At 37.9% G+C, this 15,350-nt stretch carries 14 protein-coding genes; 6 read left to right on the top strand and 8 right to left on the bottom strand.

The genetic code is table 11. The features are described from left to right. Positions 1-66 precede the first annotated feature (66 nt). From MED217_RS07310 to rpmH, 3 genes are all read right to left on the bottom strand, one after another. Positions 67-660 (bottom strand): T9SS type A sorting domain-containing protein, encoded by a 594-nt coding sequence (locus MED217_RS07310; RefSeq protein WP_009779856.1) that lies wholly within the window; start codon positions 658-660, stop codon positions 67-69. Between the two features lie 131 nt (positions 661-791). Continuing rightward, positions 792-3,644 (bottom strand): carbamoyl-phosphate synthase large subunit, encoded by a 2,853-nt coding sequence (carB, locus tag MED217_RS07305; RefSeq protein ID WP_009779855.1) that lies wholly within the window; start codon positions 3,642-3,644, stop codon positions 792-794. A 110-nt stretch (positions 3,645-3,754) separates the two neighbouring features. Beyond that, positions 3,755-3,913 (bottom strand): 50S ribosomal protein L34, encoded by a 159-nt coding sequence (gene rpmH, locus MED217_RS18740; RefSeq protein ID WP_009779854.1) that lies wholly within the window; start codon positions 3,911-3,913, stop codon positions 3,755-3,757. A 215-nt stretch (positions 3,914-4,128) separates the two neighbouring features. Here rpmH and MED217_RS07300 point away from each other — a divergent pair, with 215 nt between their 5' ends. Further along, on the top strand, positions 4,129-4,686 hold the full coding sequence (locus tag MED217_RS07300) for a hypothetical protein (RefSeq protein ID WP_009779853.1): 558 nt from the start codon (positions 4,129-4,131) through the stop codon (positions 4,684-4,686). 173 nt (positions 4,687-4,859) lie between these two features. Beyond that, positions 4,860-5,561 (top strand): TlpA family protein disulfide reductase, encoded by a 702-nt coding sequence (locus MED217_RS07295; protein WP_009779852.1) that lies wholly within the window; start codon positions 4,860-4,862, stop codon positions 5,559-5,561. An 81-nt stretch (positions 5,562-5,642) separates the two neighbouring features. Here the strand turns inward: MED217_RS07295 and MED217_RS07290 are convergent, their stop codons facing one another. Together MED217_RS07290 and MED217_RS07285 are read right to left on the bottom strand one after the other, a co-directional pair. Next, complete coding sequence (locus MED217_RS07290; RefSeq protein WP_009779851.1) at positions 5,643-6,596, bottom strand: lytic transglycosylase domain-containing protein; 954 nt, start codon at positions 6,594-6,596, stop codon at positions 5,643-5,645. Between the two features lie 38 nt (positions 6,597-6,634). Further along, a complete protein-coding gene (locus MED217_RS07285) occupies positions 6,635-7,285 on the bottom strand; it encodes an alpha/beta fold hydrolase (RefSeq protein WP_040532645.1) in 651 nt (216 codons plus the stop codon). 152 nt (positions 7,286-7,437) lie between these two features. On the opposite strand from MED217_RS07285, the gene MED217_RS07280 reads away from it, so the two are divergent. Continuing rightward, the gene (locus MED217_RS07280; RefSeq protein ID WP_009779849.1) at positions 7,438-7,737 is read left to right on the top strand and encodes a hypothetical protein; all 300 of its coding nucleotides are present in this window, start codon (positions 7,438-7,440) and stop codon (positions 7,735-7,737) included. Positions 7,738-7,786: 49 nt separating this feature from the next. Here the strand turns inward: MED217_RS07280 and mtaB are convergent, their stop codons facing one another. Beyond that, positions 7,787-9,130 carry a tRNA (N(6)-L-threonylcarbamoyladenosine(37)-C(2))-methylthiotransferase MtaB gene (gene mtaB, locus MED217_RS07275; RefSeq protein ID WP_009779848.1) on the bottom strand — a complete coding sequence of 448 codons (1,344 nt, stop codon included), beginning with the start codon at positions 9,128-9,130 and terminating at the stop codon, positions 7,787-7,789. A gap of 164 nt (positions 9,131-9,294) precedes the next feature. On the opposite strand from mtaB, the gene MED217_RS07270 reads away from it, so the two are divergent. The 3 genes from MED217_RS07270 to MED217_RS07260 all read left to right on the top strand — a co-directional run bounded on the left by MED217_RS07270 (position 9,295) and on the right by MED217_RS07260 (position 11,973). Further along, a complete protein-coding gene (locus tag MED217_RS07270) occupies positions 9,295-10,938 on the top strand; it encodes an ABC transporter substrate-binding protein (RefSeq protein ID WP_009779847.1) in 1,644 nt (547 codons plus the stop codon). Between the two features lie 49 nt (positions 10,939-10,987). Then, the gene (locus MED217_RS07265) at positions 10,988-11,272 is read left to right on the top strand and encodes a hypothetical protein (protein WP_009779846.1); all 285 of its coding nucleotides are present in this window, start codon (positions 10,988-10,990) and stop codon (positions 11,270-11,272) included. An 80-nt stretch (positions 11,273-11,352) separates the two neighbouring features. Continuing rightward, a complete protein-coding gene (locus MED217_RS07260; protein WP_009779845.1) occupies positions 11,353-11,973 on the top strand; it encodes a TetR/AcrR family transcriptional regulator in 621 nt (206 codons plus the stop codon). 40 nt (positions 11,974-12,013) lie between these two features. Here the strand turns inward: MED217_RS07260 and MED217_RS07255 are convergent, their stop codons facing one another. Beyond that, positions 12,014-13,192, bottom strand: coding sequence for a GlmU family protein (locus MED217_RS07255; protein ID WP_009779844.1), 1,179 nt, complete (start codon positions 13,190-13,192; stop codon positions 12,014-12,016). 181 nt (positions 13,193-13,373) lie between these two features. Further along, positions 13,374-15,257 (bottom strand): 30S ribosomal protein S1, encoded by a 1,884-nt coding sequence (gene rpsA / locus MED217_RS07250; RefSeq protein ID WP_009779843.1) that lies wholly within the window; start codon positions 15,255-15,257, stop codon positions 13,374-13,376. Positions 15,258-15,350: the final 93 nt, after the last annotated feature.

The raw sequence follows: 15,350 nt of genomic DNA, 5'->3' as shown, positions 1-15,350 counted from the left end.
CCCTTTGACGGTGCCAATAAAAAAAGGAGCTCGATGGCTCCTTTTTTTATTAAAATGTATTTTAAGTTAATCTTTGATCAATTTCTGTGTAAAAGAACGCGCTCCGGTATCTATTTGAACAAGATAAACGCCCCTTTTTAATCTGCTTACATCCATCCCTCCTTGTATCACTCCGGAATCGATCGCATTTCGTTTTACCATCTTACCTAGAACATCGTAAAAAGTGATCTCAACCGAATTAGACAAATCTGGATTTTTGAAATATATACGATCCTTTACAGGATTGGGATAAATTTTAAAACCATCTTTTGTCTGGGTCAAGACCGAAGAATTTTCAGAAACTCGAATGGAGCCTTTCAAGTTCTTATTTATTCCACTTTGGAACGTGTAAAAACCCTTATCTGAAAATACATATTCATAAACAGCACCTTTAGGAAGCAATTGCTTAGTTCCAAAATCGCCGGAAGCTTTAAGAGATGTATTCAATAAATTTTGAGGAATCGACTCATCAAAAATCCATTTTACTTTATCCCCTACCTCGACCTCAAGCGTTGACTGTAACTCTTTAGCACCTGTACCCCACTTGATTATATAGGTTTCCTGAGCGCTAACGCTTGCTGCTATAATGAATATTAAAATATAAATCCAAGTAAATTTCATGCCATATCACTGTATTTGAGGTCTTTGTAATAGTAAAAATATAACAACTAGCTTCTAAAAATGCTAAAATTTTGTGATAATTATACTATTCTTTAATTAAAGACGTTGAACGCAGCTTAATGTTGCAAAAATTATTTACTTAAATACATTTTTCTTCGTGCATACAGATCGTAAAATTCGTCGTCTTTTAAGCTATCTATAAACAAGATGCTCTCACCGGTACTTTTCATTTCTGGTCCTAAGGCTTTATTTACGTTAGGAAATTTATTGAATGAGAACACCGGCTGCTTGATCGCATATCCGTCTAATTTTGGTTTAAATTCAAAATCAGTCACCTTCTTCTCACCCAGCATAATTTTCGTCGCGTAATTCACATAAGGCTCTCCATACGCTTTTGCAATGAATGGCACCGTACGAGAAGCTCTTGGGTTTGCTTCAATGATATATACTTTGTCGTCTTTGATCGCAAACTGAATATTGATCAACCCAACAGTGTTAAGTGCTAATGCAATTTTATGTGTGTGATCTTTAATTTGCTGAATTACTAGATCTCCTAAATTGAACGGAGGTAATGTTGCATTAGAATCTCCTGAGTGAATTCCACAAGGTTCGATATGCTCCATAATACCGATGATGTAAACATTCTCGCCGTCACAAATTGCATCGGCTTCCGCTTCAATAGCTCCATCCAAATAGTGGTCAAGAAGTAACTTGTTATTTGGAATCTTACGTAGAAGATCAACTACCGTTTCTTCTAATTCGTCTTTATTGATCACGATTTTCATTCCCTGTCCTCCCAAAACATAAGAAGGTCTTACCAAAATTGGGAAGTCTAACTTGTCTGCAACCGCAAGGGCTTCTTCTGCAGTTTCAGCAGTATCAAACTCAGGATAAGGAATATTGTTTTCTTTCAACAATCTGGAGAAACTTCCTCGATCTTCTGCTAAGTCAAGCGCCTGATAACTGGTACCGATGATCTTAATTCCGTAGCGATCTAATTTTTCAGCAAGCTTTAATGCAGTTTGTCCTCCTAGCTGAACGATTACTCCTTCTGGCTTCTCGTGACGAATGATATCATAGATGTGCTCCCAGAACACCGGCTCAAAATAAAGCTTATCTGCCGTATCAAAATCGGTAGAAACAGTTTCAGGGTTACAATTGATCATAATGGTCTCATAACCACATTCTGCAGCGGCTAATACACCGTGCACACAGCAGTAATCAAACTCGATTCCCTGGCCAATTCGGTTAGGCCCAGAACCTAATACCACAATTTTTTTCTTGTCGCTTACTTTACTCTCGTTTTGAGAAAAACGCTCCCCGTTTGCCAGTTGCATTTCACTCTCAAAAGTGGAATAGAAATACGGTGTTTGTGCCACAAATTCTGCTGCACACGTATCAACCAACTTGTAAACGCGGTTGATGTTGAGTTCATCTCTTTTGTTATACACATCGCTTTCTAAGCAATCAAGCATATGCGCGATTTGACGATCGGCAAATCCTTTTTGTTTTGCTTCAAGCAATAAATCTCTCGAAAGCGTGTCTATTTTATATTTTGAAATTTCTTTCTCTAAGGCATCTAGCTCTTCAAACTGCTTGAGGAACCACATATCAATTTTTGTGATCTCATAAATGCGGCTTAACGGGATTCCCATCTGAATCGCATCATAAATCGTGAACACACGATCCCAGCTAGGATTGGTAAGCTTTTCAATGATCTTATCATAGTTTGTATACCCTTTCCCGTCTGCTCCTAGACCATTACGTTTGATCTCAAGAGATTGGGTGGCTTTGTGCAAGGCTTCTTGAAAAGAACGACCTATTCCCATCACCTCTCCTACAGACTTCATCTGAAGACCTAAAGTACGGTCACTACCTTCAAATTTGTCAAAGTTCCAACGAGGAATTTTGACGATAACATAGTCTAAAGTAGGTTCAAATAAGGCTGAAGTTGATTTTGTAATTTGGTTATCTAACTCATCTAATGTGTAACCAATTGCCAGTTTAGAAGCGATTTTTGCAATAGGATACCCTGTCGCTTTTGATGCCAACGCAGAAGAACGAGATACACGCGGGTTAATTTCAATAGCGATAATATCTTCTTTCTCATCTGGGCTAACCGCAAACTGCACGTTACATCCACCGGCAAAATCACCAATAGAACGCATCATATGAATTGCCATATCGCGCATTCTTTGATACGTACTATCACTTAACGTCATTGCAGGAGCAACGGTTATAGAGTCTCCCGTGTGAATTCCCATCGGGTCCATATTCTCTATGGTACAAATAATAACTACGTTATCATTTTTATCTCTAAGAAGCTCTAGCTCATATTCTTTCCAGCCCATCAAGGCTTTATCGATCATCACCTCGTGAATAGGTGAAATCTCAAGACCGTGACTCAACTGCCTGTCAAAATCTTCGGGTTTGTACACGATAGATGCTCCGGCACCACCCAAAGTATAAGACGCTCTAATCACAAGAGGAAAACCAAACTCCTGTGCGATCTCTTTACCTTTTAAAAATGAAGTAGCAGTTGCTTGCGGTGCCATACCTACACCTATTTTTAGCATCAGCTCGCGAAACTTCTCACGATCTTCAGTAATGTTGATCGCATCGATATCAACACCTATAATTTTTACGCCAAAATCTTCCCAAATCCCTTTTTCATCAGCTTCAATACATAAGTTCAATGCTGTTTGTCCTCCCATTGTAGGTAAAACAGCATCAATTTGCGGATGCTCTTTTAAGATCTTTACCAGAGACTTGGTTGTAAGCGGCAATAGATAAACGTGATCTGCCATAACAGGATCAGTCATTATCGTCGCCGGGTTAGAGTTTATCAAAATAGTCTCAATCCCATCTTCACGCAGCGAGCGTAAAGCTTGAGATCCTGAGTAATCAAATTCACACGCCTGACCTATGACGATAGGACCAGAACCAATAATTAAAATAGATTTAAGGTTTTCGTTTTTTGGCATTATAGTCTCAAATTAAATGTATTAAATAAAAATACGATTGGGGTATTTATAAAAAAAGGTGTTACTTAAAAAAGTAACACCTTAATATTTTAACAATGGCAAATCACCAATTATTTTTTATGTCTTAATTCAGAAGATACAGAAATTCTCTTTCTACCCTTTGCTCTTCTTCGAGCAAGGACTTTACGACCATTTGCGCTAGCCATACGCTCGCGGAAACCGTGCTTATTTCTTCTTTTTCTTTTTGAAGGTTGAAACGTTCTTTTCATTTTATATCTTCTTTAATCTTCCTTTAACTGTTCTGAATTATTTTTTGGGATTAGCCTTCCCAAAATCTGGGCGCAAATATACAAACACTTTCTTAATCAACAAACAGAAAGTTTAAAATATTTTCGATTGTTTTTATTACATTTGCTCGCGCAATTAAAACCTCAATTTTCATCCTGTTTGCAGGAGTTATTTCTCCTCTATATAAAGACTACATATGTTCAACAAAAATATAAAATTAGTTCTAGCTGCTCTTGTACTTGGTCTGGCAATCTGGCAAATTATTGACAGGTCTATAGGAAACGGCATCATGCTAATCCTTCTAGCCGCAATGTTTGTATTGCTTTACTTTAAGAATGAAATTTTAATCCTTGCATTTTTACGCCTTAGAAAACAAGATTTTGCGGGAGCACAAAAATGGTTGGATAAAATTAAAAATCCTGAAGCCGCGCTGGTTCGTAAACAAAATGGTTACTACAATTACCTGAACGGATTGATGTTATCGCAAACCAATATGATTCAGTCTGAAAAGTATTTTAAGAAAGCGATACAGTTAGGTTTAAGTATGGATGCAGATTTAGCAATGGCCAAAATCAATCTTGCCGGCATCGCAATGACTAAAAATAGAAGACGAGAAGCAGATAAACTTCTTGCCGAAGCCAAAAAACTGGATAAACACAATATGCTTGGCGAACAAATCAAAATGATGAAAAAGCAAATGAAACAAGCGGCAAATATGCCACGCCAGCAATACGGTCGAGGTGGTCGCAGATAAGGCAGATTTGTTTTAAATAGTTATAAAAGCTCCGTAATGGAGCTTTTTTTATGGCCTAAGTCGAATAGAAAAAGTTTGTACGCCTTTTAACAAATATATATACCTTTTGAACGAGAAGTTTTTTACACGCGAGAATCAAAGATTAGCTTTGATAGTACCTGTTATTAAACTTTATGGCAAGAACACTACTTATATTTCTTTTATCGGTATTAAGCTTAGCAGCACAAGAAAATGACAAAACACTCTTTTCTGATGCGCTTAGATTAAATATTGATGCCTACAATCAGCGTGTAGATGAAGCGCTGGAGTTGGGAGATTTAGATTTTGCCAAATCCCTCTTAGATACTTTAGTAAAAACCAAATTACAAGGTTCATATATCGATCCATTACAATTTGAGCGTTTCGATAGTGGCATCGCTTCTACTGAAGAACTTGAAAAACCCACTATTCTACTTACTTACAGTTCCTGGTGTATCCCAAGCGAGGGAGAGATTCCGGTTTTAAATAAATTATCACAGCGCTATGGCGACATGATAGACTTTATTGTGTTGTTTTGGGACTCTAAGTCAACGGTACGTCAGATGGCAAAGCAGTTTGACAAAAACATACATATTGTATATGTTGATGAAACGCAAAACAAACATATGCAAACCGTTAATCTTTTAAAACACGCGCTCGGATTATCATTAAGTTTTGTTTTGGGTGCTGACGGAGAAATCTTGGACATCAATCGTCGACCTCCTAATCAAATGAATTTAACCGAAAATCAACTTTTTAACCAAAACATTGTTTTTCTAAGTCGACAAATCGCTGCAATCAATATTGATCATAACATTAACATCAATGATCTTCCTGAGTCTTTAGCAACATTCTAAGAACAACCACATAACTCTAAAAAACAAAGAAGGCTTCACATGTGAAGCCTTCTTTGTTTTTATTATAACTATGACTCAAACTTATTGCCCAATATTAGCATCATAATACCCCTCTTTAGGGATTTCAATTTGATACTCTTTTCGTGAAGCATTGTTCAAGTGATCTTCACGTAACCAAGGATTATGCAGCTTTAAGATTTTATAATTAATACCAAAATGTTCAGCAAACTGAACAAAGTCTGTAACCACGGTATCTACTTTAACTTTATATGATGGTACTTCTTCATACAAGTGTTCTTTCTTAAAATTAAAACCATAACGTTCGGGATCTGCAAGAATTTGTTTTAAGGCCAAAATTCTAAATACATACCTACCGGTTTCTTCGCCTAACAACAAATCGTAATATCCGTTTACATTTTGTTGGTCTAACCTTCTACTCATTCCGGCATTCCCGGCATTATAACCTGCAGCAGCCAACGTCCAACTCCCCAAATTCTCCTTCGAGTTTTTGAGATACTTGCAAGCAGCACGCGTGGATAATTCGATATTATAGCGCTCATCTACATTATCATTGACTTCAAGTCCTAATTCTCTCCCTGTACTTCGTAGGATTTGCCAAAAACCGGTCGCACGAGCGGGAGAAACCGCTTGCGTTAATCCGCTTTCTATAACAGCCAGATACTTGAAATCATCAGGCAAACCTTCTTCCTCTAAAATCGGTTCGATGATAGGAAAGTATTTTGCCGCTCTTTTGATCAGCAATAGCCCGTTAGATTGCCAATACGTATTTACCAACAACTCCCGATCCAATCGCTCTCGAATATCAGGATTATCTAAAGGCACAGGCTCTCCTGCAAAATCTAAAGTTTCTGGTAAAGGAATTGCATAAACGTTATAATCGTTTACCAGTTTATCTGTTTTCTTAATTTCAGGATCTATTCGTTGCGTGTCGTCATCTTGCTGCACCGCCTGCACGCAAACTGCGGTAGTGGCAACGAGCCCTATTCCTGCAAGGATATTTTTAAAATGTATCATAGCAAATAAAGTTTCAAGTTATTTTGTGAAATTACCAATTAATTCTCGATAATCTTAGGCAAGTTTTTGTTAAACCACTTACACTTTGTGATGATCATAGCGTGTGTTCCACCGGGAATGGGTATACAATTATCAATGTATCGATACGGAAATACAGGATCACTAGTCCCGTGTATATGAATCAAATCCTTTTTACTCTTGGTTTGCTCCCAACACAACATTTGCTCAAGAGCCCAATTCAAATAAACAGGATCTGTAATAGAAAGGTATTTTTGATACAATTCTACTTTATGTTTCAGTCGGTCTCCAATGGCATAGTTTGCCAGTGTATCAATATTACGAGCCAAACTTACCGGAGCCAATCTGTAAAGACCAAGAGCCCTGCAAAAACGCATACGCTTGGGCAATTCAGCCATAGACTTCACGCTGCTTACAATAATGAGTTTTTTGTACTTGATGAACTTGGCCATTTCCTGCACCAGTACCCCACCAAAGCTTACTCCAAGCAAAACTGGGTCTGGCTCTTTAATTTCTTCTAACATCCGTTGAGCATAATGCTCAAGTGTTTCGGCAGGTTCTGGTATTTTCCAAGAAAGCGCGTGGAGGGTGTACCGCTCTTTGGGTAGCTTGATGTACTCAAAAATACTGGGATTAGCTGCCATTCCCGGCATTAAATACACGTGTATCATAGTATTCAAAATTAACAGTTTAACACTATAAAGCGCCAAAAACAGCTTAATTTTTTGTATATTTACTGATATACGTTATATGACATATCTAACCATCCTACACTTTTCAAACCTTTTCGAGAACGTAAACTCTATTTTTTAAAATAATTTATATGGATGTAATGACAGCGATTGAATTAACAGATAACGAGTTCTTAAGACAATTTGAAACCACTTTTGACAACAAGCTGGCTAAGATTGAATATTCTCTTCAAGACCGAAAGATCTTTCTTACTAAAATTCATATGCCAGAAGGCGCTGAAGATCGTATGAATGACTTTATCGTTGCTGTATTCAAAGAAGTTGAAGACCGTAATATCAGACTCGTTCCTACAAGTCCGGAAATTGCGAAATTCATGAGATCTAACCGTAGAAAGTATAAGAATTTATTACCTGTAGGTATTAATATCTAAAGCGCCTTTCTACATTAAAACATTGAACCTGCTTTTTGAGCAGGTTTTTTTATGCAGTAACGCTTTGCTCTTGATTCACATATTCAAAGCGCACGATACCATCTTCATCAATATCTGTAAGCTCAATCGTATGTGTCGTATTGATCAATGAAGGATCCCAAGGAGTCTTGACTTTGACATAATTCTCGGTAAAACCGTGTATATAGCCTTTTTTATTTTCACCTTCAAAAAGTACAGTACGCTGAGTTCCCAGTTGAGACTCATAAAATGCACGACGCTTTTTTGCTGAAAGTCCACGTAACATTTTGCTGCGTTTTTTTCGTCTTTTAAGCGGTACAGCACCATCCATATCTGCAGCAAGTGTATTATCGCGTTCAGAATAGGTAAAAACGTGTAAGTACGATATATCGAGTTCGTTTAAAAAATTATACGTATCCAAGAAGTGTTCATCGGTTTCACCAGGAAAACCTACAATCACATCTACACCAATACACGCATCGGGCATCAACTTTTTGATAGCCGCTACACGATCTACATAAAGTTCCCTTCTATAACGACGTCTCATCTTTCCGAGCATTTCATTATTCCCGCTTTGTAAAGGAATATGAAAATGCGGCACAAAAGCTCTGGAAGCTGCTACAACCTCGATGGTCTCATTTTTCAACAGGTTAGGTTCGATGCTCGAAATACGTAAACGCTCGATACCTTCTACCTGATCTAATGCCTTAACCAAATCTAAAAAGGTATGTTCGTGCTTTTTATTCCCGAATTCTCCTTTACCGTAATCTCCAATATTTACTCCGGTAAGCACGATTTCCCGAATTCCTTGTGCTGAAATCTCTCGTGCATTTTTCAATACATTTTGAAGCGTATCGCTTCGAGAAATACCTCGCGCCAAAGGAATTGTACAGTAGGTACATTTATAATCGCAACCGTCTTGCACTTTTAAAAATGCACGTGTACGATCGCCCACAGAATAAGATCCTACATAAAAGTCTGCATCTTCAATCTCACAACTGTGCACCTCGCCCATATCATTTTTAGAGAGATCGTTTAGATAGTCGGTGATTTTGAACTTTTCTGTTGCGCCTAAAACAAGGTCAACACCATCTACATCTGCAAGTTCTTCTGGTTTTAGCTGAGCATAGCATCCTACAGCAGCTACAAAAGCATCAGGATTCACCTTCTGCGCTTGCTTTACAATGGTCTTAAAACGCTTATCTGCATTTTCGGTTACACTGCATGTGTTGATCACATAAATATCTGCAGTGTCTTTAAAATCTACCCGATCAAAACCCTCGTTTTCAAAACTGCGTGAGATCGTTGCAGTTTCAGAAAAATTAAGTTTACATCCCAACGTATAAAACGCTACTTTTTTCCCTGCTTCGTTCATTAGAATCTTCTTCACAAATGGTTACTTTTGTTTTGCATCCTCAAAATCTCAAATAACCAGATCAAATTAAGGGTGCAAAGTTAACTACAATTTTGCTCTTGCTCAAGTTTATAACTACCTGAAGCATAACGACCCAAAACTGTTGATGTATCAGATTGATATTTATGACCTTAAAACCTCCTTTTGACGTGCGCACAATACAGCTAAAGTGGCTTTTGTTTCCATTAATCCTTATCAGCTTATTTTCGTGTGATCCAAAAGACAATCGGCATAAAGAAGACGAAGTTTTTAGATACAATGAGCATTATAATGTAGCTACACTTGATCCTGCTTTTGCAAGAAATCCGCCTATTATCTGGCCTACGAATCAATTATTTAATGGCTTGGTTCAACAAGACGATTCTTTAAATATCATTCCTGATGTTGCTAAACGCTGGACGGTAAGCGAAGACACCAAAACCTATACATTTATCCTAAGGGACGATGTTTATTTTCATAAGCACGAGCAATTCAAAACAAAGGATAGCACGCGCAAGGTAAGTGCTGAGGATTTTGTGTATAGTTTCAATCGCCTGAAAGATCCTTCAATTGCCTCTCCCGGAAGTTGGGTATTGAGTAATGTCGATCGCTACCAAGCTGTTAATGACAGTACTTTTCAAATCACATTAAAAAAGGAGTTTCCTGCTTTTTTAGGACTGCTTACTATGCGCTATTGCTCTGTAGTTCCTGAAGAAATCGTTTCATTCTACGGAAATGAATTTCGTTCTCACCCTATTGGCACTGGTCCTTTTAAATTTAAACGTTGGGAAGAAGGCGTGAAGTTAGTTCTTCGGAAAAATAACCTGTATTTTGAAAAAGACGAAGATGGAAACCGGCTTCCTTATCTTGAAGCTGTAGCCATCACTTTTTTACCCGATAAGCAAAGTGAATTTTTACAATTTGCACAAGGCAATCTCGATATGTTGAACAGCCTTGACCCTTCTTATAAAGATGAATTGCTTACCGCAACGGGAAAGCTAAAAGAGAACTATAAAAATCGCGTTAAGACGATTACAGGCCCTTTTCTAAATACCGAATATTTAGGTTTCTATTTAGAAAGTCCGTCAAAAGAAGTACGTTCAAAACTTTTAAGACAAGCAGTTAATTACGGGTTTGATCGGGTGAAAATGATAAAATACCTGCGCAACGGAATTGGAGAACCAGCAAACTCCGGTTTTATTCCTAAAGGTTTGCCGGGATATGGTGCTTCAGGCTTTGAGTACAATCCAAGCAAGGCGCGCGCTTTAATCACAAAATATATTGAAGACAGCGGTAATAATACGCCCAGCATCACCATTGGCACCAACAGTCAATACCTGGACATTTGCGAATATATTCAGCGGGAATTGGGCAAGCTTGGACTTGAGATTAATATCGATGTGATGCCTCCTTCTACGTTACGCCAGCTTAAATCTACAGGAAAACTCGATGCATTTAGAGCCAGCTGGATTGCAGATTACCCGGATGCCGAGAATTATCTTTCGCTGTATTATAGCAAAAATTTCACCCCAAACGGACCTAATTATACGCATTTTAAGAATGCGACTTTTGATAGCCTCTATGAATCAAGTTTTAAGCTTACCGATATAAATAAGCGTAAACTGCTCTACAGAAAAATGGATTCTATAATCCTAGAACAAGCTCCATTTGTAACACTGTACTATGATCAAGTCATCAAGTTTGTTCATAAAAATGTAACCGGACTTAAAGCCAATCCTCAAGATTTTCTGGTTCTTAAACGTGTTAAAAAAACTTCAAAACAGCGCTAGTAGCGTAACATTACCGTTATAAAACCTACCTATAATTAAACTATAAATTATGGGATTTGGTGGTTCGGTATCTGCAATGTTGGCTTCGCTTAGACAAAATAAGCGCGAGCGTGTTTCTCGTTTTGAAAAGCCGAATACTCACAGAAGCAAAACCAACATCTCGCTAAAATTTAAAAAATTAAGCGAAAAAGAATTGGTTAAAGCTAAGGCTGAAATCAAACGGAAGAGCGAAAACCATAAAAGAAAAACGATGTTATACACCCTAATAGCATTGATCATTTTAGCTGTTTTAGTCTACTGGCTTTTTCTAGATTCAGGCAGACCACTAATCTAAATTGCACAGTCTAAACAAATTCCAATAATTAAGCTTTAAAATTAAACGATTGTTTAATTTTGCAAACTCAAATTTGACTAATGGAATTGAATGAGAAACAGCTGCAAATCGTTCAGGTTGCAGAAAAGCTTTTTGCCGAGCATGGTTTTGCCGGAACTTCAGTACGCCAAATCGCTAAGGAGGCGAATATCAATATCGCAATGATCTCTTATTATTTTGGCTCTAAAGAAAAACTGCTAGAGCATATGGTTGTGTATCGTATGTCTGACTTTAAAGGAGAGCTTGACACCATTATCAATCAGGATAGTTCTTTTAAGTCTCGTTTCAATCAAATCATCGAACTCTTTGTACAACGTATACACAAAAACAATCGTATCTATAAAATTGTACATACAGAGCTTTCCAATAGCACCCGCTGCTTAACCTTTGAGCACTATTTAGTTCAAAAGAAGAATAATTATGATGCCCTAACCGAATTTATCAGTAAGGGACAAGAACAGCACGAATTCAAAAAGAATATAGAAATCCCGTTGATCATTCCGACCATTTTAGGCACCTATTTTGATTTTCATCACAACCAAGTCTTTTTTAAATCAACCTATAATCTGGACACTCCTGAAGCTATTGAGCACTATATAAACCACTCCATCGTCAAACATTTGCAAACCATGCTTTGTGCATTAGTGTGTCTAGAAGCTTAACAAACTGGTTTTAAAGCTCCACGTTACTTGATGAGCTGGCCTAATACCTTCTGTATTTGGCAGAATCCTCAAAAATATGTTCTAAGATCGCTGCCTCCTGCTCATCAAAAGGAATGTTGCGACGCTCCATCACCAGTTTAGCGGTTTGAAAAGCTTTATTGGTTTTATAAGTAGTAAAACCACTGGCTCCTCCCCAACTGAATGACGGAACAAAATTACGTGGAAAGCCGGTTCCGAAAATATTTACACTTACACCAATCACTGTTCCTGTATTAAACATGGTATTGATACCGCATTTGCTATGATCTCCCATCATTAAACCGCAAAATTGCAATCCGGTTTTTGCAAAACCTTCAGTCTCGTAATCCCAAAGACGCACTTCTTCGTAGTTATTTTTAAGATTACTGTTGTTAGAATCTGCACCAATATTGCACCATTCACCTAACACAGAATTTCCAAGATAACCATCGTGACCTTTATTAGAATATGCCATCAATACCGAATTGGTAACTTCTCCTCCAACTTTACAATACGGACCAATCGTTGTCCCTGTGTAGATTTTTGCCCCCATCTTTACAGTTGCGTGTTCGCAAAGCGCAAAAGGTCCACGAATGAGTGCTCCTTCCATAATTTCGGCATCTTTACCAATGTAAATAGGACCATCTGAAGCATTAAGCGAACAAAAATTTATTTTGGCACCTTCTTCTATAAAGATGTTTTCTGAATGCATGGTTTGAACCCCTTTTGGAATTTCAGCAGAAGTTCTTCCTTGGGTGATTAAATCATAATCCAACTGAATGGCTTCGTGGTTCTTACTGAAAATATCCCAGTTATTTTCAATCTTAAAAACACCTTCAGCGGTTACTTCTAATTGCTCGTAGGTATCAAAATCAATTTCTTCCTGAGTATCTCTAGTATAAAAAGCTACGATGTCATCCCCATCAAAAAGCGCCTGATTCATCTGTAAATCCAGCACTTGCTCGACTAAAATTTCTGTAGGAATATACGATGCATTGATCATTACATTCTCTTCAAACTCAACCATCGGGAATTTCTCAGACAAATACTCTTCAGTAATTGTTGACGTTGTGCTTCCTAAATGCTTTTCCCACTTTTCGCGAATGGTTAAAATACCGATTCTAAGATCTGCTACAGGTCTGGTATAGGTAAAGGGTAAGAGTTTTTTACGCGCAGGACCGTCAAAAAGAATATAGTTCATAAGTGTCGTGTTTCTGGGTAAGCGAAAATAAACATTTATCCTTAGAGAATTGCGATTGCGACTTCTAATAGCAAAGCATCGAATCAAAAAAGCGCGGGGTGTTACCCTCTTTTATAGGTCTAATAAAAAAAGCCCTTCAGCAAATGCTAAAGGGCTTTAATATATTAGAAAATGTTAGGGCTTAGTTACCGCCTTTTTCCATTTGCTTTTTCAATGCTGCAAGAGCATCATTTGCGTCTCCTAAAGTAGGTGCGCTAGCTGCTGCAGAATCAGCTGCTTTCTTAGCTGCCTGCTTAACGATCTTCGCTTCCTCTTCTTTAAACAATGCAGTGTGCGATGCAACTACACGCTTAAAGTCTTTATTAAACTCAATGATTTGGAAATCTGCCTCATCACCTTTACCAAGTTTGCTTCCGTCTTCTTTCTCTAAGTGACGTCCTGGAATAAATGCCACGATGTCCTCATTGAATTCTACAGTTGCTCCTTTGTCTACAATTTCTCCAATTGTACCGGTGTGCTTAGTTCCTACTGCAAATTCAGCTTCATATTTGTCCCAAGGATTGTCTTCAATCTGCTTGTGACCTAAGCTTAATTTACGTCCTTCTACGTCAAGCTCAAGAACTACAACCTCTAGTTTATCACCGATGTTTGTAAATTCTGATGGGTGCTTGATTTTCTTAGTCCAAGAAAGGTCTGAGATGTAGATAAGACCGTCGATACCTTCTTCTAATTCTACGAATACACCAAAGTTAGTGAAGTTACGTACAATTCCTGTGTGACGAGAACCTACAGGATATTTAGAAGTGATATCTGTCCAAGGATCTTGCGTCAATTGCTTGATACCAAGAGACATCTTACGATCTTCACGATCCATAGTAAGAATTTGAGCTTCTACTTCGTCACCAACGTTTACGAAATCCTGAGCGCTACGTAAGTGCGTAGACCAAGACATCTCACTAACGTGGATAAGACCTTCTACTCCTTCTTCTACTTCAACAAAAGCACCGTAATCTGCGATTACAACAACTTTACCTTTTACTTTATCTCCTACACTTAAAGTCTCGCTAAGAGCATCCCATGGGTGCTTCTTAAGCTGCTTAAGACCAAGTTGGATACGTGTTTTATCCTCATCAAAGTCAAGGATAACCACGTTAAGTTTCTGATCAAGATCAACGATCTCATTCGGGTGGTTAATACGAGACCAAGAAAGATCTGTAATGTGTACCAATCCATCTACGCCACCAAGGTCAACGAATACTCCGTAAGAAGTAATGTTTTTAACGGTACCTTCAAGAACCTGACCTTTTTCAAGCTGCCCGATGATTTCTTTTTTCTGCTCTTCGATATCTGCTTCGATAAGCGCTTTGTGAGAAACAACAACGTTTTTGAATTCTTGGTTAATTTTAACCACTTTGAATTCCATTGTTTTGTTTACATACGCATCGTAATCACGAATAGGCTTCACATCGATCTGAGAACCTGGCAAGAATGCTTCAATACCAAATACATCTACGATCATACCACCTTTAGTACGTGCTTTTACAAAACCGGTAACAATTGTACCATCTTCGTGAGCTTTATTTACACGCTCCCAAGCTTTGATCACACGCGCTTTACGGTGAGATAATACTAATTGACCGGTAGCGTCTTCACGCACATCAATCAATACCTCAACAGTATCACCAACTTTAAGATCTGGGTTGTAACGGAACTCGTTAAGAGAGATTACACCTTCAGACTTTGCGTTGATGTCTATAATAGCATCACGATCTGTGATGTTGATTACTTTACCTTCAACAACTTCGTCATCAAGAGTGTCAACAAAGTTTTCTGCAACCAGCTTTTCAAACTCATCTAGCTTGTCATCATCGATAGGATCAATTCCTTCTTCGTAATTGTGCCAGTTGAATTCTTCAAGAAATTTCTCAGGATTAGCTTGAGCAGCGCTTTCGTAACCTTTTGGTTCTTTAATTGCATCAGGAGTAGCAAGTTCTTCTGCTGCTGCAACATTTGTCTTAAGCTCAACTTCTTCCTGAGCTTCTGGTTTTTTATTTTCTTCAGCCATTGCTGATTAATAGTTTGTATTTTACGCTTTTGTGGAAACTAAACAACTCAAAATCGTAAAAGAGGTTTAAAATACATGTTTGGTTTCAAGAGA

Source organism: Leeuwenhoekiella blandensis MED217 (assembly GCF_000152985.1).
Taxonomy (GTDB): domain Bacteria; phylum Bacteroidota; class Bacteroidia; order Flavobacteriales; family Flavobacteriaceae; genus Leeuwenhoekiella; species Leeuwenhoekiella blandensis.
This window is presented reverse-complemented; position numbering and strand designations above follow the sequence as displayed.